Source organism: Akkermansia sp. (assembly GCF_020860705.1).
Classification (GTDB): Bacteria; Verrucomicrobiota; Verrucomicrobiia; order Verrucomicrobiales; family Akkermansiaceae; genus Akkermansia.
This window is the reverse complement of sequence record NZ_JAJBTT010000018.1, coordinates 78233-100726: the sequence shown is the minus strand read 5'-3', so window position 1 is coordinate 100726 and position 22494 is coordinate 78233. Positions and strand designations below refer to the sequence as shown.

Sequence of the window (22494 nt, the reverse complement as noted above, 5' to 3'; positions counted from 1 at the left end):
GATGATAAAAGAAATTGTTTTTTTAAAGGACTCCGCCGGAAATATATCAGATGTCACGATAAATATACTATATCCGGTGGAGGAAGAAAAGATGAAGTGGAAATCCCAAGTTGAAATTACATATGGTAATTTTTCTTTATGTGGAAAAGTTTCAATACATAATACCACACAGCTTTTGTCCTTAAAAACAGCTTTGTTGTTTGCAGATAAAATATTGGAAGATTTTATTAAAGATAGGCAGGGAGTTTTGTTCTTTTCAAAAGAAGGAGCAATGAATAATAATCTGGATGATCAATATTTAATTGGTATGTTAGATAAGCTAATTTGACTTGAATCGGTAGCTGTTTCATAACCGTTTTTATTGCTATATATCGCTCAAGGAGTATTGAAATTTTATTTGTGCGATTCATAGACATCGTTTAACGCAGACAAGTCAAGCTTACATTGCCAGTTCTCTTCCCCTTCCTCTTGAATTCATTTCCATTGTTTCTTTCTACTTCAGAGTTGAAACGATGTCTATGAATCGTACATCGTATTTGATGTTTTTGATCAGGCAATAGGCAAGTTTATACAAGAATTATCGACAACGTTAAAATGTATGATTCTTCGTGATAGGCAAAAAATACTCATCAAGAAAGAAATCAACGGCTCCAGTGCCTGGGGACATCCAATTTCTCCATAACATTTCCTTACATACCCTGCATGACCTGCCCCTCCCCTCGGGATCGGGCATCCGCAGTCGCGGAGGCATGGAAACGCTTTCGCCTCGCCTCCTACATCTACTCCAACTCCGGCAACGAACGCTTTCTCATTGAAATTTCAAGGAAAGCCCTGCGCGTCTTCTCTTCCGACTCCGCGAGGAATTAGCCCAATTTGACGCGGAAGTTGGGGAGGAGAAGGCTCTGCACAGGAAGCGAGTAAACAAGCTTCTCCTCTTCATCCATCCGGCATGCCCCCGCATGTTCTGAAACGGGAAAACAATCAATGGAAGTTCGAGCCCTTCTCCTTCAAGGTCTCTTTGGCGCTACTCCGGCTACCGAAGAGTTTCTGAGGCGTTCCATGATAAGATTGACTTGAGGCTGCAAAAATTGAAGCCTTATCTTTCACGCCCAGATTTACGATGTACTGGGGCGACCGGGTCCCCTATCATGCAGAAAAGGCGGTAATGCCCGCGCTTATTTCCCGAAATTCCCCCGTTCAGCCCCATGCATGGCATCCTATGGCTGTTCCTGACGTCCCTGCTGACCGGATGGATGATGCTCAGGACAAGGAAGGAGGAACGTTTTTCCGGCAAGAAGGAGGTTCAGGAAGCCGTTAACCAATACAAACTCCCTGTTGAGTTTGCCGGCTCTTTATTCCTCATTCTGTTATGCTTGTTGTTCGCATCCGCCGTTTTCCAGTCAAGCGGATATCCGGAAATGACTCTTTTCCTGGGCTCCCTGTACACGGTGGCTTTAATCACCGCCACAGTTATCCACCTGCTTTGCCGCATCCGCAAGGATTGGGATGAACATGATTTTACATCGCCATGGCCAATCGGGCAGGAATGCCTCCCAGGCGCCTGAAGCAACTGAAATTTTTCCTGCTGATTGCGGCTTGCTCAGGACTGGTTTGTTCAGCCTTCCGGATTTTGCCTTCTTTATGGTAATCAGCATGTGAGAAAAAAGGCCATTTCCCGGTCACAGAACAAAACGGGACCAACCATTCCCGAAAATGGAGAGGGGCCAGGCTTCTTCCACCAACGTTCCCGGAAAAAATATCCGGTCAACGGAAGAAACAGGTCTGTCACCCGCATGGACAGGAAAGAAACGTTCCCTTGGCAGCCCCTTTTTTCAAGAAAAGAGTCTGTCCCGCCCGGAAAGGTTCATTCCGGCCCGGTATAATTGATTTCCGTTCAGCGTCAGGGCATCCCGCCAACAAAATATGCCCGCTTATAGAGTTGCTTCCGGCGGGGGATTTAAGGTAGACTGCCGCCCAATACTATTCTACATTCCTCTTCCATGCCCGCCAACGACTCCCTTCCCATGGACCAAATCTCCGAGCTCTTCCCCCAGCTGGAAAACATCCGGCTTACCGGGACCAAAGGTCCCCAGCAGATTTTCACAGCAACCCTGAAATCCAACTTCGCTCCCGTCATGCTGCGGCTGGTCCCCACGGAAGAGGCCAGCGTTTTCGGCTGGGATCCGGAATTCATCGTCCGTTCCCTCACCATCGTGGAACAGGCACACCAGGGTCTTCTGCGCGTTTATGAAGTGGGGCAGGCAGGTCCGTTCACCTTCATCATTTCCGAACATGCCCCCTACCCGCGCCTGGCGGACATGGAAGCCGTGCCCCAGATTCCTCCCCAGGCGGCGCTCAACATGGTCCGCAACATGGCGGAAGGCCTGCTGACGCTGCACCGGAAAGGCATTTTTCACGGGGGCATCACGCCCAAGCTGATTTCCCTGCGTGCGGACGGCGGAGACGCCCTGCTGCTCCCCATCAACATTTATCCAGCCCAGCCCCCGGTGGACATGGGGGATTTTGCCTCTCCGGAATGGGTCACCGGGGCGGAAGCCGCTTTCACGCCGGGCATGGACATTTACGCGCTGGGATTGACGCTTTACATTCTGCTGACCCGCAAGACGCCGATGGAAGCGGGCTTCGCCATGCCGTCCACCCTGATCAAGTGCAGTGACGCCGTGGACGCCGTAGTCTCCCGCGCCATCAATCCGGACACACGGGAACGCTACCGGAACATGGGGGATTTCATCACGGACCTGGACAAGGCCATTGCCAACCCTGTGGGAAGAAACGCAGCCGCCATCCCTGCAAAGCCTTCCTCCCAGGCGGTTCCCGTCCTGAACACGCAAAAAGGACAATCCAATATTTATTACTATCTCATCCCGACCCTGATCATAGGCATCGTGCTGACTTACACCTGCATCCTGTACAAGAAGGATGTAGCCAGAATGCGCACTGATTATAATGAGCAGGTGCAGAAGGAGAACAACGCCAAGGCGGATGCAGCGAGAAAGGCAAACAGGGAAATCCGCCGCCATGCTCCGGCAGTTCCCGCACCCGTCGCCCCGGCTATTGCCGAACCCTCAGCCCTCGCGCCTGCTCCGTCCCCGCGTCCGGCAGCCGTGCCGGCGGCTCCCAAACCTTCCGCAGAACCCGGAAAAGTGAACTGGAGCCTTCAACCCGGCGTCAAGGCCCGCCAGAGCTCCAACCGCAATATGCTGAGTGCCTATGGTCCGGAAAAGGCCATTGACGGCAACACCAGCTCCGAACTTTCCGACGTTTCCATCAGCGCCACCGGCGTCGTAGAAGGAAAAACTGCCTGGTTCGGCATTGACTTTGGCCCGGAAACCAACCGCACTGTGGAAAAAATAGTCATTTACACGCCGGCCAACCTGACCCTGCTGGGCACCATGGAGGAATTCAAGGTGCTGCTGTACGACAATGACAAGAAGGTGCTTGCGGAAAAAACCTTCACCACCACTCCTTCGGAAAAATCCACCAATGTCACCACCTGGAAACTGGACGCTCCGGTCAAGGCGCGCGCCCTGCGCGTGGAATCCACCAATCCGGCCCATCCGCTGGCTCTGACGGAGGTGGAAGCCTACGGCCCTGAAGAACAGGCACCACCGGAAGCCGCCGCTGCTCCGGAAGAAATGGAATAATATCCATGGCATCTTCCGTCCATCAACAGCGTCTTCTTTTCAGGTCAGGAAAAGCGCTGCCTATTCTTCTGGGAATATTTTCCCTGGTCCTCATTGCCGGAACAGCCCACGTCATTTTCTTCCAGGTCTCACAGATACAGGACACCCTCAGGGAAATGATCAACCAGCTCATTTCCGACGCAGTTTCCGGGCAAACAGGGGGACAACCGGAATATGTTTCCTATTCCCCGGCATGGAACGCCAATCTGGCGTACTTGCTTTCCCTGGCCTCCCTGGGATGCTTGGTCTGCTGGTTTTTGATGATTTACCGTCTGGCCGCGGATGCCCGGCGCGTCGGAGGAACTCTCATGCGCATGAGTCCGGGAGAATGCATCCTTTCCTTCTTCCTTCCCATTGTCAACCTGTGGAGACCCTTGGAAGCCCTGCTTAACATCAATTCCGTTCTTTCCACGGGTAGTAGCCGGACTGGAGGGGCCGTTCTCATCTGGACAGCCTGGGCTGTTAGCGTGCCAGTCACCCTGTTGACATTCCTCGGTACCTTTTTCCTCCCTCTCATGACTTTCATGAACGTGTTCCAGGAATGGAACGAGGAAAAGGATTCCCTGAGTCTGGAAAGCATTCAGGAAGGCTTCCAGTCCATTGTCCTGTCCGTGAAGGATACCTTTATTTATAACGGCATCGTCCTGATGTTGGGCATCCTGTTTTCCACCTTGATGGTGTTTTATCTTGATTTCCGCAGCAGAAAAATGCTGCCGCTGGCGGCAAAATAGATCAACAAGCCGCCGTCAGGAAAAAGTGACGGACGGAGCTCCCTCTTCCCTTTACTTCCCTAGGAAAAAAGGAATCATCCCGCCCTTCTTCCCCTGAAACATCCACGCCACAGGAATATAAAAACCCGGCCTCGCCTCACGGCGGGCCGGGCCAGCAAAAATAGCAATTTTTCCGATTACCGGTTGGCGGACTTCACGATCATGGCATCCTTGCCGATACGGCCGCGGAGGTAGTGAAGCTTGGCACGGCGGACCTTGCCGCGGTTCACGACTTCAATCTTGGCGATGCGGGGGGTGTGCAGGGGGAACACGCGTTCCACGCCTTCACCGTAGGAAATCTTGCGGACCGTGAAAGCTTCATTGATGCCGGAACCGCGCTTGGCGATCACGATGCCCTGGAAAATCTGGATACGTTCCTTGCCGCCTTCAATAACACGAGTGTGAACCTTGATGGTATCACCTACGTTAAATGGGGTCACATCCGCCTTGAGTTGCTCTTGCTCGATTTTGTTGATAATGTTCATCTTGTGTTATCTATTGCTGGTGAATATCAGTAAAAGGAAAACTTACGGGACGCAGAATATGGGCCATAATCCCCTAAAAGGCAATCCAAATTTGCCGTACGGCCTCAATTTTATTTTTTCGGAGGGGCCGGCGGAGGGGACAGCCTGCGGCGCCATTCCTCCAGCGCCGGAAGGAAGGCGGAGGAAGACATGAGGGCGCGGACACCGTCCATCCGCAGCAGGCACGCCTTGTCCCCGCCCTGGACGCGGTCCACCAGCAGGGATTCCAGCAGAAGACGGCTGCGGGTGCGGTCGTCGGAAGCTCCGGCCAGCGCCGTGGAAACCAGCTTGCCGGCCTGTCCCGGATCCTTCCGGTACAGGTATTCCAGGGCCAGCGCTTCATAAAGGCAGGAGGAGGGGGCCTTCCGGGCGGACTCCGCCAGGCGCGCGGAACGGTCCTGCCAGCGGTCTCCGAACTGCACGAGGGAAGCCCACCAGCCCTGGAAATAGCGGTCCTCCTCCGTCGGTTTCACGTCCATGTCCTTCATGCGGGCGTACGGACGGTACAGGGGATCCCCGAACACTACCCCCTGCCAGGACAGCACCGGCATGCTCATCCAGGAAGCTTCCGCCACGGTATAGCCGTCCAGCAGCCGGTCCACAAAAATGTCAAAGCGGTGGCAGGCGCCCAGGAACGGCTCATATACGTTCCCCACCGTCACGTCCGCCCCCTTCTCCAGCAGCGCGGAACTCCACCCCCTGCCGGGAACCTTGAAATCGGAGGCGCTGTAGGAATGCAGGTGCATGGCTACCGCTCCGGGCCGGAAGCGGAAGGAGGGATCCGTGAACGGACCGTTCGCATTTCCCGTGTACCAGCCGCAGTAAAGCGCGGTGTCCCGGCTCAGCGGGAATTTCTCCGGCAGGGTCTGGGGCCAATCGTCCAGGTAAGCGGGAATGCCCGCCTCCCGCACGCGCCGGAACACCGCGTCCAGCCACTGGTCTCCCTGGGCGTAGGGACCGCCCCGGTCCACCACGGCCCAGCCCCACAGGCCATTCTTCTCCACGGCGGCGGGTTCCCTGACCAGCCGCATGCAGGTATCCGCCGTCAGGCCGTCCAGGCGGCACACCAGAAACGTGGGAAAACCGGCCCCCACAAAATCCTCCTTTTTGTCAAAATAAGGGTTCCTCAACCAGGACTTTTTCTCATAGCCGTCCACGGCCAGCAGCGCCAGCTCGGAATCCACGGCGGCGCGGTCCGTCTGCATCTGGTTGATATCCTTCCCGGGAGGGGGCACGGGCGTTTCATGCCTTATCTTCATCGGCAGGTCCGCCATCAGCACCAGCGCAAAAATCTTCCGGTCCATCATGGGGGCGGAGGCAATGCCGGAAGGCGTCCACCACCGCTGCTCCCGTGCCGTCCGCAGCAGGGGGGCGCGGACAAGGTCCTCATATTCCTTCCGGGAAATCTCATTGGCCGTGGGACAGTCCAGGGCAACCAGGTTCTCTTCCGGTACGCCGCGCGCCTGCGCATACTCCCTGGCCATGCGGCGGCTCAGCTCCGACTTCCCATTGTAAACCACGGCCACATGCGCGGGCTGCAACTCATAAGCCGGAGCAGCGGAAAGCCACGCCGCCAGAAAGAATAACACAGATAATCCCCTCTTGAACATGCCCCTACCATACCTGATCTTCCGGGGCAATCAAGCAGGTGAAACGGAGCGGCCGCGATTTCGCCATTTTTCCGCTTTTCGCTTCACATCTAAAAAAAATCCGCTTTAATGGCTCCTGATGTATTGCAGGCTTCCACCTGCATTCCCTACAACCATCATACGCATATGATTCAACAAATTGACCATATCGGCATCGCCGTCAAGAGCCTTGACGCCACCATTCCCTATTATCGTGACGCACTCGGCCTCGGAGAGCCCCACATTGAGGAAGTGCCCACGCAAAAGGTGCGCGTCGCCATGTTTGACGTTGCCGGAGTCCATATCGAACTGCTCGAACCCACCTCTCCGGAAAGCGCCATCGCCAAGGCTATTGAGAAAAAAGGGGAAGGCATCAACCACATCGCTTTCAAGACCAACGATATTGCTGACAACATCTCCCAGGCCAAGAACGCAGGCCTGACCGTGCTGAACGATCCGCCCGTTCCCGGCGCGCACAATACGCAGGTCACCTTCCTGCACCCCAAATGCACCTTCGGCGTACTGACTGAATTCTGCCAGCACCCCGGCAGCTGCGGATGCGGCAAGTAACATTCTCCGAATCCACCATACCACTATACCAATGGCTATTGATCCCAAATTGATTGACGATCTGAACAACCGCCGCAGGAAGGTTATCCTCAGCGGCGGTCAGGAAAAGATCGACAAGAGACACGAAAAGGGCGAAATGACCGCCCGTGACCGCATGGGGTACCTTTTTGAAGAAGGCACCTTCTCGGAAATCGGCATGCATGTGCGCCACAACTGCCACAACTTCGGCATGGGCAAGAAGGAAATCCCCGGTGACGGCGTCGTTTCCGGCTTCGGCTTGGTGAACGGCCGTCCGGTCGCCTGCGCCGCTTCCGACTTCCTGGCCCAGGGCGGCTCCCTCGGCTACATGCACGCCATGAAAATCGCGGATGCCCAGAAGTACGCCCTGAAGGCCGGCATCCCGATGGTGACGGTGAACGACTCCGGCGGCGCGCGCCTGCAGGAAGGCGTGGCGGCCCTGTCCGGCTATGCCCAGGTGTTCTACAACAACGTGCTGGCTTCCGGCGTGGTTCCGCAGATCTCCATGATCCTGGGGCCCTGCGCAGGCGGCGCAGCCTATTCCCCCGCCCTGACGGACTTCATCATCATGCGCAATTCCGGCAACGCCGGCATGTACATCACCGGTCCCAAGGTGATTGAACAGGTCACGTATGAAAAGTGCACGATGGACGACATCGGCTCCGCGGCCATCCATGCTTCCGTTTCCGGAAACGTCCACTTTGTGGCGGACAGCGACGCGCACGCCATGGACATCCTGAAGAGGCTCCTTTCCTTCCTTCCTTCCAACAACACGGAAGAACCGCCCCACAAGCTGGACACCCCGCTTGACCTGAGCGCGGACGAAGGCATGAGCGACCTCATTCCCGGGGACAACCGCACGCCTCTGGACGTGCAGCCCATCATCTCCCGCCTGGTGGATAACGGGGACTTCCTGGAAGTGCACAAGGACTTTGCCAAGAACGTCGTCGTCGGCTTCGGCCGCGTCTGCGGCGTAGTGGTCGGCATCATCGCCAACCAGCCCAACGTAAAGGCCGGCTGCCTGGACATCGACTCTTCCGACAAGGCCGCCCGCTTCATCCGTTTCTGCAACGCTTTCAACATTCCGTTGGTGAACCTGGTGGACGTGCCCGGCTTCCTGCCCGGCAAGAACCAGGAACGCGGTGGCATCATCCGCCACGGCGCCAAGCTCATCTTCGCCTACTCCCAGGCCACGGTGCCCAAGGTCACCCTGATCATGCGCAAGGCCTACGGCGGCGCCTACATCGCCATGTGCTGCAAGGACCTGGGCGCGGACGCCGTCTTCGCCTGGCCCGGTGCGGAAATCGCCGTGATGGGGGCGGAAGGCGCCGTTCCGGTGCTTTACGGCCGTGAACTGAAAGCGGTGGAAGACCCGGCGGAAAAGGCCAAGCGCCAGGGAGAGCTTCTGGAAGAATACCGGGAAGCCTTCTACAACCCGTACGTTGCGGCCGGCATGGGCCAGATCACGGAAGTCATCAATCCGGAAGAAACCCGCGCCAAGATCGCCTTTGCCCTGCGCACCCTGCTGAACAAGAAGGAAGTGCGTCCCGCCAAGAAGCACGGCAACATTCCGCTTTAACATCCATCTTAACGGATTCATATGTTACTCACAGCACTCGCCTTTGCACAGGGCATGGCCAACATCATGGACAATCTGGACTACCAGCTTGTCGGCATCATGGTGGTCATGATGTGCCTGGGTGGCCTGGCCGTCATTCTGACCATCAGCGGCTCCATTGCCGCCTCCATTCAGAACAAGGCCAAAGCCAGGGCCGCCGCACCCGTTTCCACTCCCGTACCTGCTCCTGCCGCCGCTTCCGCGGCAGCGGGAAAGCCGGGAATGACTCCGGAAATGCTCGCCATCCTCTCCGCCGCCGTGGACTCCGCCATGACGGAGCTTACGCCGGAAATGGTGGCCGTCATCTCCGCCGCCGTGGACGCGGGCCTGGACGGCCTGAGCCACCGCATCGTGGAAATCAAGCAATCCCCGGGCTCCGGCTATGCGGCAGCGGGAAGGGCGGAAATCTTCGCCTCCCACCGCATCCGGCCTACCCATTGAGCCACTTGTACTATTCACCCTTATCCCCCGCCCTTCCGGCGGGAACCATTTAACTTAACATTCCATACCATACATTATTATGAAGAAACTTCGCATCACCGTTGACGGCAAGGTATTTGACGTATCCGTAGAACTCCTGGACCAGGTATCCTCCACCACGGCGGCTCCCGCGCCCGCTCCTGTTCCTGCCCCGGCCCCTGCTCCTGCGGCTTCCGCCCCCGTTGCCGCTCCGGCGCCCGCTCCTGCCCCGGCTCCCGCACCTGCCGCCGCCGGCGCAGGCGACGTCCCCAGCCCGCTTGCCGGCAAGGTCGTTTCCCTGGACGTGGCCGCAGGCACCCCCGTGAAGGCCGGAGACCAGATCCTGACCCTGGAAGCCATGAAGATGAACACCATCATCTACGCTCCCGCCTCCGGTACGCTCACCGCCTTCTGCGTGAACGCGGGCGACACGGTTCAGGAAGGACAGGCGCTGGCCAAGATCGGTTAATCCCGGCGGCAGCAGCCCGGTACCGGCAACGGTTCCGGACTCCGGCTCAGACTACAAACCGCTACAAGAATAATTCCATATGGGTCTTCTTGATTCATTAATCACCTTTTTACAGGGCATGGGCGTCTTCTCCCTATCATGGCAAATGGTAGGGATGTGGGGTATTGCCATCCTGCTCCTGTATCTGGGTGTGGCCAAGCAATATGAACCGCTCCTGATGGTTCCGATTGCCTTTGGCGCCCTCATCGCCAACATTCCGGACAACGGAATGCTCATCACCCAGCTGAACCAGCAGGTCATTTCCTCCAATGAAAAGGGGGAAGTAACCGCCACGTCCCTGAACAACGTGGGCTACCTGCGCGTTCATGTGGCTCCGCTTCAGCAGGCGCCTGTCAAGGTGCCGGCCAACCTGACCACGCCTGAAGCCCGCGCCCAGTATCTGGAAAACATGCAGCAGCCCATGCAGGTTTACCCCGGCAGCCCGCTGACCGTTTCCCAGATCAAGTCCGTGCGGGAATCCCAGGAAAAAGCCAAGGCGGACGCCGCCCTTCTGGGTGACGACAGCCTGACGGTGGATCCCAACCTGAAGGATTTCCAGAACGTGACGGAAGCCAACGGCAACGATCCGGTCTACCTGCTCACCGGCGGAGGCACCACCACCGTTATCCGCCAGCAGGGCGTCAATTACTTTGACACGGAAGGCAACCAGGTTCCGGTGGACCTGAAAACGCAGAAGCTGGAACCCCTGGTGGTTTCCGCCGCGGGCAAATACGTGGCTGTGGGCCAGCACACCCAGGAACTACTGGTCACCTCCATCCATGGCGGCCTGTACGACTGGATCGGGCTGGGCATCAAGGCTGAAATTTTCCCGCCCATCATCTTCCTGGGCGTGGGAGCCCTGACGGACTTCGGCCCGCTGCTTGCCGCACCGCGCACCCTTCTTCTGGGCGCCGCGGCCCAGGTGGGCGTGGCCGCCACGTTCTTCATGGCCCTGTTCATGGGCTTCAACCCGAATGAAGCCGCCTCCATCGGCATCATCGGCGGTGCTGACGGTCCCACCTCCATCTTCCTGACGATGAAGCTGGCCCCGCACCTGCTGGGCGCCGTGGCCGTGGCCGCGTACACGTACATGGCCCTGGTGCCGCTGATACAGCCGCCCATCATGGCGCTGCTGACCACGAAGAAGGAGCGCGTCATCCGCATGAAATCCTTGCGAACGGTCAGCAAGAGTGAAAAACTATTCTTCGCCGTGCTGGTCACCATTGTCACCATCCTGCTGATTCCGGACGCTTCTCCGCTGATCGGCATGCTGATGCTGGGCAACTTCCTGCGCGAATGCAAGGTAACGGAACGCCTGGTGCAGGCCTCTCAGAATGAAATCATCAACATCGTCACCATCTTCCTGGGGACCTCCGTGGGCCTCACGATGCAGGGGGACCGCTTCCTGCAAAAGGAAACGCTGCTGATCATTCTGCTGGGCATCGTCGCCTTCGGCGTAGCCACCGCGGGCGGCGTGATCGCCGCCAAGATCATGAACCTCATCTGGCGCAAGAATCCGGTCAACCCCCTGATCGGTTCCGCAGGCGTTTCCGCCGTCCCGATGGCGGCCCGCGTCTCCCACAATGTGGGCCAGAAGTACGATCCCTCCAACTACCTTCTCATGCACGCCATGGGACCGAACGTTGCGGGCGTGATCGGCACCGCGGTTATCGCGGGCTATTACATCGCCACTTTGGCGAGATAACCTGAACAGAACCTATTCCAGGCCTCGGCCCCTCCCATGAATTCCACAGCCTCATTTTCCACTCCTGCAGAGGAGGAAGGACCATGCGGCGACTGGACCTATCATGAATGGGCCGAGGCTTTTTCCACCAACGACCTGGCCCGCTCCCTGCCCCCAAGGCACATTGCCGTCTGCCGTGTGCAGACAGGCGGACGCGGCAGGTTCAACCGCAAATGGATAGGGGAGGAAGGCGGCCTGTGGGCCTCCTTCACCATTCCCCTGGATACTCCCGCAGACGCTGCGGCCCAGGTGTACTGGGGCCATCTTCCCCTGGTTGCAGGGCTGGCCCTGCTCAACATGCTCCACGGCATGGGCATTACCTGCGCCCGCCTGCGCTGGCCCAACGACGTGCTTGCAGGCAAATCCAAACTGGCGGGCATCTTGGTGGAACGCCCCGCAGAAAACATGGCCGTCATCGGCATCGGCATCAATGTCTTCAATGACGTGGCCTCCCTGGCTGGAGAAATCAAGGACCCTCCCGCAAGACTGGCGGATCTTGTTCGGGACTGCCCCTCTTTGCACGCCGTCATGGTTTCCCTCAGCAGTCATTTGGACCGGATTCTCTCTACCTTTTCCCATGGCGGCATCCCTGCTCTTCAGAAGGGACTGGCACGTGCATGGGACGGGCAAAGGCCGGTTTCCATTCTCACGGATGACGAAACCATCCGGGGAATTTTTACAGGGATTGACGATCAGGGCAATCCTGTGTTATCCCTTCCGGCCGGCGCCATCCGGACCGTTCCGGCGCACCTGATCAACAGGCTTATTGAAGAATGAGCCTGCCCGCTCCGTTGACACGGAGTTTCTTTCTTTTTCATCCAACAAAAATCACTGACATGAGTTACAAGGAACTAACACCAGAAGAAGCAGCAAGCCTGATTAAACATGGCCACCACATTGGCCTGAGCGGGTTCACTCCCGCAGGGACGGCCAAGGCTGTTACGGCTGAATTGGCAAAAATTGCGGAAGCGGAACACGCGAAGGGAAACCCCTTCCAGGTGAGCGTCTTCACCGGCGCTTCCACGGGCGATTCCTGCGACGGGGTTCTTTCCCGCGCCAAGGCCATTCGCTACCGCGCCCCTTACACCACCAATGCGGATTTCCGCAAGGCGGTGAACAACGGGGAAATCGCTTACAACGACATCCATTTATCCCAGATGGCCCAGGAAGTCCGTTACGGGTTCATGGGCAAAGTAGACGTTGCCATCATCGAAGCCTGCGAAGTCACGGCGGACGGTAAAATTTATCTGACGGCCGCCGGCGGAATCGCTCCCACCATTTGCCGCCTTGCCGACAAGATCATCGTGGAATTGAACGCCGCCCACAGCAAGAATGCCATGGGACTGCACGACGTTTACGAACCCCTGGATCCCCCCAACCGCCGTGAAATTCCCATTTACAAAGCCAGCGACCGCATCGGGAAACCCTACATCCAGGTTGATCCGAAGAAGATCGTAGGCATCGTGGAAACCAACTGGCCGGACGAAGCCCGCTCCTTTGCCGCGGCAGACCCCCTGACCGATAAAATCGGGCAGAACGTGGCGGATTTCCTGGCCGCCGACATGAAACGGGGCATTATCCCCTCCACCTTCCTGCCGCTTCAGTCCGGCGTAGGCAACATCGCAAACGCCGTGCTGGGGGCCCTGGGCCGTGACAAGACCATTCCCGCCTTTGAAATGTACACGGAAGTCATCCAGAACTCCGTCATCGGACTGATCCGGGAAGGCCGCGTGAAATTCGGCAGTGCCTGTTCCCTGACCGTGACGAACGACTGCCTGGAAGGCATTTACAGGGACATGGACTTCTTCCGTGACAAGCTGGTGCTCCGCCCCTCGGAAATATCCAACAGCCCGGAAGTAATCCGCCGCCTCGGCGTCATCTCCATCAATACCGCCATTGAAGCCGACCTCTACGGGAACGTCAACTCCACGCACATCGGCGGCACGAAGATGATGAACGGTATCGGCGGGTCCGGCGACTTCACGCGCAACGCTTACATTTCCATCTTCACCTGCCCGTCCGTTGCCAAGGACGGCAAGATCAGCGCCATCGTCCCCATGGTCTCCCACCATGACCATACGGAACATGACGTCAACATCATCATTACCGAACAGGGTGTTGCCGACCTCCGCGGCAAGAGTCCGAAAGAAAGGGCCCAGACCATTATTGAAAACTGCGTCCATCCGGATTACAAGAACATCCTTTGGGATTACCTGAAACTGTCCGGCGACAAGGCCCAGACTCCGCAGTCCATCCGGGCCGCTTTGGGCATGCATGCCGAGCTGGCCAGGAGCGGAGACATGAAAAACGTTGACTGGGCCCAGTACCAGTAACTCCCGCCTGCCGTCATTTGCATTGGCACCCATGACTTTACGTTAAACTCACAGGACCGCTCCCGCACACGGAGCGGTCTTTTTCCAACCTGCAATTGCCTTCCCTCTTCCCCTCCATGGACTGGATGATTTATCCCGCCGTCAAGGCATTTATCCGCGCCTGCTCCGCCGTTTTCGGCGCGGGATCCATCCTGGTGGCAATCCTTCATATACTTATACCCGCCCTGTTCCATTCTCCGGAGCAGGCAACCGGGTACATGCTCGCCGGAACCTGGGCGACCCTGCTGGGCATCCTTTCCCTGGCATGCATCATCCTGTGGGGAAGCCGGGTTCTGCTCGCGGCCCGCGGCAATCATGTCACGCGCATTCTGAGCTCCCTGGCGATCCTGCCCGCCTTGTACGCCCTCCTCATTCCGTTCACGGCGCAGCCCGTGACGTTCCAGTATGCAGAGATGGGGAGAACCTGGGAGATGTTCCTGCTTCTGGTCGCCGTCACTGCCTTTTTTGCCTTTCCCTATACCCGCGGCTATCCGGCCCCCTCTAGAAAACTGTTCTTGGCCTGGGGCATTCTGGCCGCCTGCAACGGGCTGCAAAGCCTCCTGTTTTTCCTGTTCTTTCTCCTGTGGGGAATGCTGTCCGGGCTGTGCGCCCCCCTGGCGGCGGCCCTTCCTTATGCGGTGTTCCTGCTTTCCTGCGGGCTGGATGCGGCCCTGGCCGTTCTCTCCGCCCTCCTGGCATGGTCCCTGTACCGGAACGTGATGGGAATAGCCTCCCTCCCGGACCTTCAGGATCCGGAAATACGCGGACGCCGGGAATAAGGCAAAAAACGCGTCCGCCGTACAGGCATCAGCCGCTACTTCGCCAATTCATCCAGATAACAGCCGTAGCCGTTATTCTTCATGGCTCCGGCCTGGGTCCGCAGCATCTCCCGGGAAATCCAGCCGTTGTTGAAGGCGATTTCCTCCAGACACGCCACCTTGAACCCCTGGTGGTTCTCCAGAGTGCGGACGAACATGGAAGCCTCCAGAAGGGTGTCGTGCGTGCCCGTGTCCAGCCACGTATAACCGCGCGCCAGCTTTTCCACATGCAGAAGCCCCTGCTTGAGGTACTCCTGGTTCACGGACGTGATTTCCAGTTCGCCGCGGGCGGACTTGGGTACCTTTCTGGCGATTTCCACTACCTGGTTGTCGTAAAAATATAGGCCGGTCACGGCCATGTCCGACTTGGGCTTGAGCGGTTTTTCCTCAATGGAAACCGCCTTTCCCTCCTCATCGAACTCCACCACGCCGAAACGCTGGGGGTCGTGCACCTGGTAGCCGAAGATGGTCGCTCCGCGCGTCAGCCTGGCGGCGCGCCTCAGTTTCTCCGTCAGGCCGCGCCCGTAAAAAATATTGTCCCCCAGCACCAGGGCCACTGTATCGCCGCCGATGAATTCCTCCCCGATGAGGAAGGCCTGCGCCAGCCCCTCCGGCCTGGGCTGTTCCCGGTATTCAAAGGATACGCCGAACCTGCTTCCGTCCCCCAGCAGCTCCCGGTACAGGGGCAGGTCCCGTGGGGTGGAAATGATGAGGATCTCCCGTATCCCGGCCAGCATCAGTACGGAAATGGGGTAATACACCATCGGCTTGTCGTAAATGGGCAGCAATTGCTTGCTGATGGAAAGCGTAACGGGATGCAGACGGGTGCCGCTCCCCCCGGCCAGAACAATACCTTTCATATCAATCTCCTAACCATTGGTTCCCAGACGTTCCAGGCGGTATTCCCCGGACAGGATGCCGCGCCACCAGTCCTCATGGTCCAGATACCACTGGATGGTTTTTCTGAACCCGGAAGAATGATCCTGGCGCGGAGCCCAGCCCAGCTCCCTCCGTATTTTGGACGCGTCAATCGCGTAACGCAGGTCATGCCCCGGCCTGTCCTGCACAAAGGTGATTTGCTCCCGGTAGCTCCGGCCGTCCGCACGGGGCCGCAACTCATCCAGATGGGAGCACAGCAGCTCCACCAGTTCCAGATTCGTTTTCTCGTTATTGCCGCCGATGTTGTACGTCTCGCCGGGTTTTCCGGAAGAGACGACCGTCAGCAGGGCTTCGCAGTGGTCCACCACATACAGCCAGTCCCGCACGTTCTCTCCCCTGCCGTACACGGGGATGGGCTCCCCGGCCAGCGCCTTCAGGATGACCACGGGGATCAGCTTTTCAGGAAACTGGAAGGGGCCGTAATTGTTGGAACAGTTGGTAATCAGCACGGGCAGGCCGTACGTATCATGCCAGGCGCGCACCAGATGGTCGCTGGACGCCTTGCTGGCGGAATACGGGGAATGGGGGCGGTACGGCGTGGACTCCGTAAACAGGCCGTCCTTCCCCAGGGAACCGTATACCTCGTCCGTGGAAATGTGGTGAAAGCGGAAGCACTCCTTCTTCCCCCCTTCCAGGGAACGGTAATACTCCAGGGCCGCCTGGAGCATGGAAAAGGTGCCCATCACGTTGGTCGTCATGAAATCCCCCGGATCGTCAATGGAACGGTCCACGTGGGACTCCGCCGCCAGGTGCATCACCCAGTCAGGGCCGTACTCCCGCAGGGTGCGCCGCATCAGGTCGGCATTCCGCACGTCGGCGTGCAGGAACTGGTAGGCAGGGGAACCTGCCGCGTCATCTAAAGAATGGATATTGCCGGCATAGGTCAGGGCGTCAATATTCAGGACTTCATGGCCGTGCTCAAGCAGCAGCCTGACCAGATTGGAACCGATGAAGCCGGCGCCCCCCGTAACGATAACTTTCATCATACTGTCTTCAGGAAAAGATACGGTGCCATCATACAGAAGAGGCATGGTTTTTCAAAACAAATCCGCCCATGCCGCCGGAACGGGAAGGCATGGGCGTGAAAAAGCGGTGCTCGGAGCCGTGGAACCAGCTTAACAGCTCAGTTCCCGGCAGAGGTTGATAATATCCGGATTCACGGAATACTGCTGCCCGGCCACGGAGTCCAGGGAGGCATAGCCGTACTGGCCGTCATGGTAGACCATGATCTGGTTGATGTCACCGTTGTTCAGGGCTTCCACGGCACGGGTGGCAAAGCGGGTGCCCATCAGGCGGTCGCGGGCGGAAGGAGAGCCGCCGCGCTGTACATGGCCCAGCACGGTCAGGCGCGTGTCCATGCCGGCGCGTTCCGTCAGCCAGCGGGTCAGGTACTGCGCCACGCGGGTGCCTTCCGCCACCACGGCGATGATGCAGCTGCCTTCTTCATTGATGACGGGCTGCAGGCGCTTGTAAATGGATTCCAGGTCGTACGGAATTTCAGGAACAATGCAGATGTCCGCCGCGCTGCAAAGGGCGGTGGTCATCGCCAGGTAGCCGCACTCCCTGCCCATCGTCTCAATCACGAATGCGCGGTGATGGGAGCGGGCGGTATCGCGGACGGAGTCGATGCAGTCCAGAATCACGTTCTGGGCCGTGTCCACGCCCAGGCAGTAGTCCGTGCCGGCGATGTCGTTGTCAATCGTAGCAGGAATACCGGCAAAGGGCACTTCAAAATCGTTGAAAAAGTCGTTCAGAGCGCGGAAGGAGCCGTCGCCGCCCATGATGACCAGCTTGTCGATATTGCGGGACTTCAGGTGTTCATAGGCCTGCTTTCGGAATTCGTAATCGAAAAAGCGCTTGGACCGTGAGGAACGGAGGAGAGTTCCACCCCTGTAAATCATGTCGCTGGTCAGTTCCCGGGTGGCTTCCTTGATTTTTCCATCGATCAGGCCTTCCAGGCCGTCATAGACAACGTACGGGTTCATTCCAAGCTGGCGGGCATGATCCACAGCCGCCCTGATCGCCGGATTCATTCCGGCGGCGTCACCGCCTGATGTCATAATGGCTATTCCACTCATAAGTAATAAGATTAACTTGTCCGGGGGGAAATGTTACCGGGCCGGACAAATAATGCAAGCGCGGAGTTTTTGCTGGCGCAATAAAGGGCAACGCTTCATGATGAGAAGACATGAACGACACCGCAGCAGCCATTCTGAACGCCACGGCCGCCCTCCGGGACGGCACGGACCGGCTCCGGTTCGGAGACCCGGTCCATTTTACCTACAACCCGCTCACCTATGCGTGGGCGCCGCATGAGCAATACGTGCGCACCTACGGGAACGGGGAAAAGAGCCATTTCTTCCTGGGCATGAATCCGGGCCCCTTCGGCATGGCCCAGACGGGCGTTCCCTTCGGCGAAGTGGATGCGGTCGTCAACTGGCTGAAAATCAGCGGAGAAGTCGGCAAACCGGAGCATACCCATCCCAAACGTCCCGTGGACGGCTTCAACTGCCCACGGTCGGAAGTCAGCGGACGCCGCCTCTGGGGGCTGTTTGCAGAGACTTTCGGCACTGCGGAAAACTTCTTCCGGCACAATTACGTGGCCAACTACTGCCCTCTGATCTGGATGGGCGCCACCGGAGCCAACATCACGCCGGACAAATTGCCCGTGGAACAGCGCGCCGCCGTGGATGAAGTGTGCATGGATCACCTGGTTTCCCTCATCACCATCCTGAACCCGCATACCCTGGTGGGAGTAGGGGCATACGCCACGCAGAAACTGAGGGACGCCGCCGCACGCCTGCCGGAGAAAAGCTTCACCATCGGCACCCTGCTCCACCCCAGCCCCGCCAGCCCCATTGCCAACAAACTCTGGCCGGAACGCCCCATCCAGCAACTTAAGGAACTGGGCATTTTATAAAAAGAGTGGAGAAATGAATGGACATAAAAGGGACTGCCTTTCTCCACGGTTTTTACAAGGGCCGGGAGGCCCTTGCTCCCAATAAGCCGCCATTATCTGACACGGTGAGAGGACTGCATCCCCATGGTTTAACCGGAACACCGGGATTCTTGAACGAAGCCCGTGGTTTGAACAAAAACACCGTGAGATAAATAGAACACTCCTGGTTAAACAGAACAGCGTGATTTGAACGAAAAATCGAGGGCTGAGCAAAACAGCCTCTCTTGAACAAAAACCGCACCTGGGAATGAAGGCCTCCCGGCCTTCATCCATACCGTATCCCGGGAACAATACCAAAGTTTTTACAAAAGAGGCACGGCATCGTTCTCCCTCTTCCCTAGTGACCGACGGTTCCCGACTTCCGTAGACATGCCATTCCTGATTTACTATTTCCTCTGCGAACGCCATACATGGCCGGAGAAGTGAAATATCATACGGCACATAATTTCCAGTCAGGAATCGGAGGTGTACCTTGACACGGATAAAGCGCTCCCGTACAGTTTCCGCGATATTCAAACGTTCCGAATTTTATGGCAATTTCAGATTACATCGTGACCATTGGCCTGGAAGTCCACTGCCAGATCAAGACGAAGAGCAAAATGTTCTGCTCCTGCGAGACCGGCTTTGGCTTTGAACCCAATACGCGCGTATGCCCCACCTGCCTGGGGCTTCCGGGCGCCCTGCCCGTGCTGAATGAGTTTGCCATTGAACGCACGCTGCTGACCGGCCTGATGCTGGGATGCTCCAGCCCGGAGGTTTCCCAATGGGACCGCAAGAATTATTTCTACCCGGACATGGCGAAGAACTACCAGACCTCCCAGCTGGACCTTCCCCTGTGCCTGGGCGGCGAGGTGCCCCTGTACCCCTGGTCCTACCCGAATGACGTGATCAAGGCCGGCGTACCCCCTTTCCGCACGGTGAAGCTGACCCGCATTCACCTGGAGGAAGACGCAGCGAAGATCACCCACCACGCCAATTATTCCCTGATCGACTACAACCGCGCCGGGTCCGCCCTGATGGAGATCGTCTCCGACCCGGATATCGACACCCCGGAGGAAGCCTACGCCTACCTCAAATCCCTCCAGCAGATCCTGAATTACGGGGATATTTCCGACGCTGACATGGAGAAGGGGCAGATGCGCTGCGACGTGAACATTTCCCTGCGTCCCCACGGCCAGAAGGAACTGGGCGCAAAGGTGGAAATGAAAAACCTGAACTCCATGTCCGCCGTCCGCAGGGCCCTCCATTATGAAATCCAGCGCCAGGCGGAAGAACTGGACATGGGTATTCTGCAGATCCAGTCCACCCGCCGCTGGGACGACGAACGCGGGGAAAGCGTCGTCATGCGCACCAAGGAAGATGCGCACGATTACCGCTATTTTCCCTGCCCGGACCTGGTGCCCGTGCATACGGTCCCGCTGGTGGACAAGGTACGCAGCGAGATTCCGGAACTGCCCCAGGAACGCCAGAAGCGGTTCATGGAGGAGTACGGCCTGAGCGAATATGACGCCAACGTGCTGGTGGGAGACCTGGAGCTGGCCCGCTTCTTTGAAGAGGCCGCGCAGGGAACCGCAAACGGCAAGAAGATCGCCAACTGGGTCATCAACAACATTTCCGCCGTGCTGAATGAAAAGGGCATGCGGCCGTCCGAATGCCCGGTGAAGCCAGGAGCCATCCGGGACCTGATCGCCATCATTGACGACGGCACCGTTTCCAACAACCAGGCCAAGGACGTCTTCTCCAAAATGTGGGAGGAACCGTCCCTCACTGCGGCGCAGGCCGCCAAGATGCTTGGCTTTGAAAAAGCGGATTCCTCCTTCCTGGACGGCATCGTGCAGGAAGTCATCTCCGCCAACCCGGACAAGGTGGCGGAAATCCAGGCCGGAAACGACAAGCTGCTCAACTGGCTCACCGGCCAGGTCATGAAAGCCGCCAAAGGCAAGGCCAATCCGAAGATCGTGACGGAAGCTCTGAAGAAAGCGCTGTCAGCGCAGTGACCAACTATTAAAGGTGAAAGACTAAATATTTCCCAGCACGAGATTTAGTAGTTGGTCTTTCATATTTAGTATTTTTGTTCAAGTCATCAGGGCTTGAACAGCTTCCTGTTCCCGGACAGGGTATTCCACACCTGCTTCACTTCTCCGGAGAAGGTCTGCTTGACCATGGATAGGGAGAAATCCGCCGCCTGCCCCAGGCTGATGTAGGGAGGCAGGGCCAGGGCGTCACGGTCCACACGGGCATCCAGCAGCGCCGCGCCCGGATATTTCAGAAAATCCTGCACCATCTCATCCACCTGGCTGGACTTGTCCAGCACAAACCCCTTGATGCCCACGGCATCCGCCACGGCGGCAAAGGAGGGATTGTCCAGGTCAATCTGCCAGGGAATCAGGCCCGCGGCCTGCATTTCCAACTGAATGAAATCCAGGCAGCCGTTATTATACACCACCAGTTTCACCGGAAGCCTGTACTGCACAATCGTAATCAGGTCCCCCAGCAGCATGGAAAGGCCGCCGTCCCCGCACAGGGCGATCACCTGGCGGTTCGGGTATGCCTTTTGCGCTCCGATGGCCATCGGCATGGCATTGGCCATGGAACCGTGATTGAAGGACGCCAGCGTCTTTCTGCCCAGCGTGGAGCAAAGAAACCGCGCGCTCCAGATGCAGGGGGTGCCCGTATCCACGGTGAACACGGCATCCGGAGCCGCGTACTGGTTCAGGGCGGTGGTCACCTGTTCCGGACGGATGGGAGACTCCTTGTCGTTCCCTTCCATATAAGCGTTCATGTCCTTCACGTCTTTGGCATGGCGTTTCAGGGAGGCATCCAGATGTTCGGAATCTTTTTTCTCTTCCACCATTTCCAGCAGGGCGTCCGCCGTAGCACCCACATCCCCGCAAATTCCCAAATCCAGGCGGCAGCGCCGCCCCAGCACTTCCCCGCGACAGTCAATCTGGACGATGGTCGGCTTGACAGGAAGGAAATTGAAGTAGGGGAAATCCGTTCCCCACATCACGATCAGGTCACTCTCATGCATGGCCTTGTAGGCATCCCCCCAACCCAGCAGGCCGGTCATGCCCACGCCCATGGGGTTGTCATGCTCAAAATACTCCTTGCCGCGCCAGGTGTAGGCAATCGGAGCTTTCACCCTCGCGGCCAGCTGCACCACCTTGTTTTCCGCTCCGGCGCATCCTCCCCCGCAGAAGAAGGTGATGCGGTCGTGCGCGGCAAGCATCTGGGCCAGCCGTGCCACGGATTCATGATCCGGCACCACGGTTTCCCTGGTGTAGGCGGGAGGGTGCATCAGCGCCCTGGATTCCGCGGGAGCGTCCGCTACGTCTCCCGGCAGCACGATGACGCCCACGTCATGCAGGGAATAGGCGTGCTGGATGGCGGACATCAGCACGCGTGGCGCCTGTACCGGGGTGGACGCCAGCTCCGCATAACTGCTGCATTCCTTGAACAATTGTTCCGGATGAGTCACCTGGAAATAATCCACCCCCACCTGGCTCTGGGGAATATGGGAAGCGATGGCCAGCACGCGGGCCCTGCTCCTGTGGGCATCATAGAGGCCATTGATCAAATGAAGATTGCCGGGGCCGCTGCTTCCGCAGCACACGGCCAGGTTGCCGCTCAACTGGGCTTCCGCACTGGCGGCGAAAGCGCCCACCTCCTCATGCCTCATGTGAATCCATTCAATGGTTCTCTTCCGGCGGAGGGCGTCCGTGATGGGGTTCAGGCTGTCTCCCACAATGCCGTAAATGCGCTTTACCCCCGCTTTTTCCAGAATCTCAACAAGCTGCTCGGCTACCGTATACATGTAGATTAGACCAAAACGGGGTGAAAAAAATCAATGCTTGCGTGTCATG

At 57.8% G+C, this 22494-nt stretch carries 20 protein-coding genes; 13 read left to right on the top strand and 7 right to left on the bottom strand.

Features of this window, described 5'->3' with window-relative positions; all coding sequences use genetic code 11:
* The first annotated feature begins 1 nt into the window (after position 1).
* On the top strand, positions 2-328 hold the full coding sequence (locus LIO64_RS03710) for a hypothetical protein (RefSeq protein WP_290548101.1): 327 nt from the start codon (positions 2-4) through the stop codon (positions 326-328).
* Between the two features lie 1126 nt (positions 329-1454).
* On the opposite strand, the gene LIO64_RS03705 is transcribed toward LIO64_RS03710, so the two are convergent.
* Positions 1455-1655 (bottom strand): hypothetical protein, encoded by a 201-nt coding sequence (locus LIO64_RS03705; RefSeq protein ID WP_290548100.1) that lies wholly within the window; start codon positions 1653-1655, stop codon positions 1455-1457.
* A gap of 345 nt (positions 1656-2000) precedes the next feature.
* On the opposite strand from LIO64_RS03705, the gene LIO64_RS03700 reads away from it, so the two are divergent.
* Together LIO64_RS03700 and LIO64_RS03695 are read left to right on the top strand one after the other, a co-directional pair.
* On the top strand, positions 2001-3665 hold the full coding sequence (locus LIO64_RS03700) for a discoidin domain-containing protein (protein WP_290548099.1): 1665 nt from the start codon (positions 2001-2003) through the stop codon (positions 3663-3665).
* A gap of 5 nt (positions 3666-3670) precedes the next feature.
* Positions 3671-4435 (top strand): DUF4328 domain-containing protein, encoded by a 765-nt coding sequence (locus tag LIO64_RS03695; protein ID WP_290548098.1) that lies wholly within the window; start codon positions 3671-3673, stop codon positions 4433-4435.
* Positions 4436-4611: 176 nt separating this feature from the next.
* Here LIO64_RS03695 and rplS read toward each other — a convergent pair whose 3' ends face one another.
* Positions 4612-4959: a 50S ribosomal protein L19 gene (gene rplS / locus LIO64_RS03690; protein ID WP_012419257.1), complete on the bottom strand. Its 348-nt coding sequence runs from the start codon at positions 4957-4959 to the stop codon at positions 4612-4614.
* A 110-nt stretch (positions 4960-5069) separates the two neighbouring features.
* Complete coding sequence (locus LIO64_RS03685; RefSeq protein WP_290548097.1) at positions 5070-6587, bottom strand: TIGR03790 family protein; 1518 nt, start codon at positions 6585-6587, stop codon at positions 5070-5072.
* A 186-nt stretch (positions 6588-6773) separates the two neighbouring features.
* Between LIO64_RS03685 and mce the strand changes: the two genes are divergently transcribed.
* The 8 genes from mce (at position 6774) to LIO64_RS03645 (ending at position 14694) form a co-directional block, all read left to right on the top strand.
* Positions 6774-7196, top strand: coding sequence for a methylmalonyl-CoA epimerase (gene mce / locus LIO64_RS03680; RefSeq protein WP_290548096.1), 423 nt, complete (start codon positions 6774-6776; stop codon positions 7194-7196).
* Between the two features lie 31 nt (positions 7197-7227).
* On the top strand, positions 7228-8793 hold the full coding sequence (locus LIO64_RS03675; RefSeq protein WP_290548095.1) for an acyl-CoA carboxylase subunit beta: 1566 nt from the start codon (positions 7228-7230) through the stop codon (positions 8791-8793).
* Between the two features lie 21 nt (positions 8794-8814).
* A complete protein-coding gene (locus LIO64_RS03670; RefSeq protein ID WP_290548094.1) occupies positions 8815-9273 on the top strand; it encodes an OadG family transporter subunit in 459 nt (152 codons plus the stop codon).
* 79 nt (positions 9274-9352) lie between these two features.
* Positions 9353-9760 (top strand): biotin/lipoyl-containing protein, encoded by a 408-nt coding sequence (locus LIO64_RS03665; protein WP_290548093.1) that lies wholly within the window; start codon positions 9353-9355, stop codon positions 9758-9760.
* A 79-nt stretch (positions 9761-9839) separates the two neighbouring features.
* Positions 9840-11504 (top strand): sodium ion-translocating decarboxylase subunit beta, encoded by a 1665-nt coding sequence (locus LIO64_RS03660; protein ID WP_290548092.1) that lies wholly within the window; start codon positions 9840-9842, stop codon positions 11502-11504.
* A 36-nt stretch (positions 11505-11540) separates the two neighbouring features.
* Complete coding sequence (locus tag LIO64_RS03655; RefSeq protein WP_290548091.1) at positions 11541-12320, top strand: biotin--[acetyl-CoA-carboxylase] ligase; 780 nt, start codon at positions 11541-11543, stop codon at positions 12318-12320.
* Between the two features lie 59 nt (positions 12321-12379).
* The gene (locus LIO64_RS03650; protein WP_290548090.1) at positions 12380-13876 is read left to right on the top strand and encodes an acetyl-CoA hydrolase/transferase family protein; all 1497 of its coding nucleotides are present in this window, start codon (positions 12380-12382) and stop codon (positions 13874-13876) included.
* A 116-nt stretch (positions 13877-13992) separates the two neighbouring features.
* Positions 13993-14694, top strand: a complete 702-nt coding sequence (locus tag LIO64_RS03645) for a hypothetical protein (protein WP_290548089.1) — start codon at positions 13993-13995, stop codon at positions 14692-14694.
* A 35-nt stretch (positions 14695-14729) separates the two neighbouring features.
* Here LIO64_RS03645 and rfbA read toward each other — a convergent pair whose 3' ends face one another.
* From rfbA to LIO64_RS03630, 3 genes are all read right to left on the bottom strand, one after another.
* A complete protein-coding gene (gene rfbA, locus LIO64_RS03640) occupies positions 14730-15593 on the bottom strand; it encodes a glucose-1-phosphate thymidylyltransferase RfbA (protein ID WP_290548088.1) in 864 nt (287 codons plus the stop codon).
* 9 nt (positions 15594-15602) lie between these two features.
* A complete protein-coding gene (rfbB, locus tag LIO64_RS03635; RefSeq protein ID WP_345779566.1) occupies positions 15603-16655 on the bottom strand; it encodes a dTDP-glucose 4,6-dehydratase in 1053 nt (350 codons plus the stop codon).
* Positions 16656-16787: 132 nt separating this feature from the next.
* On the bottom strand, positions 16788-17732 hold the full coding sequence (locus LIO64_RS03630) for a 6-phosphofructokinase (RefSeq protein ID WP_290548086.1): 945 nt from the start codon (positions 17730-17732) through the stop codon (positions 16788-16790).
* Positions 17733-17860: 128 nt separating this feature from the next.
* On the opposite strand from LIO64_RS03630, the gene LIO64_RS03625 reads away from it, so the two are divergent.
* Both LIO64_RS03625 and gatB read left to right on the top strand, forming a co-directional pair.
* Positions 17861-18592: a uracil-DNA glycosylase family protein gene (locus tag LIO64_RS03625; protein WP_290548085.1), complete on the top strand. Its 732-nt coding sequence runs from the start codon at positions 17861-17863 to the stop codon at positions 18590-18592.
* A gap of 569 nt (positions 18593-19161) precedes the next feature.
* The gene (gatB, locus tag LIO64_RS03620; protein WP_290548084.1) at positions 19162-20628 is read left to right on the top strand and encodes an Asp-tRNA(Asn)/Glu-tRNA(Gln) amidotransferase subunit GatB; all 1467 of its coding nucleotides are present in this window, start codon (positions 19162-19164) and stop codon (positions 20626-20628) included.
* A gap of 86 nt (positions 20629-20714) precedes the next feature.
* Here the strand turns inward: gatB and LIO64_RS03615 are convergent, their stop codons facing one another.
* Positions 20715-22445 (bottom strand): thiamine pyrophosphate-dependent enzyme, encoded by a 1731-nt coding sequence (locus LIO64_RS03615; RefSeq protein WP_290548083.1) that lies wholly within the window; start codon positions 22443-22445, stop codon positions 20715-20717.
* Between the last annotated feature and the right edge of the window lie 49 nt (positions 22446-22494).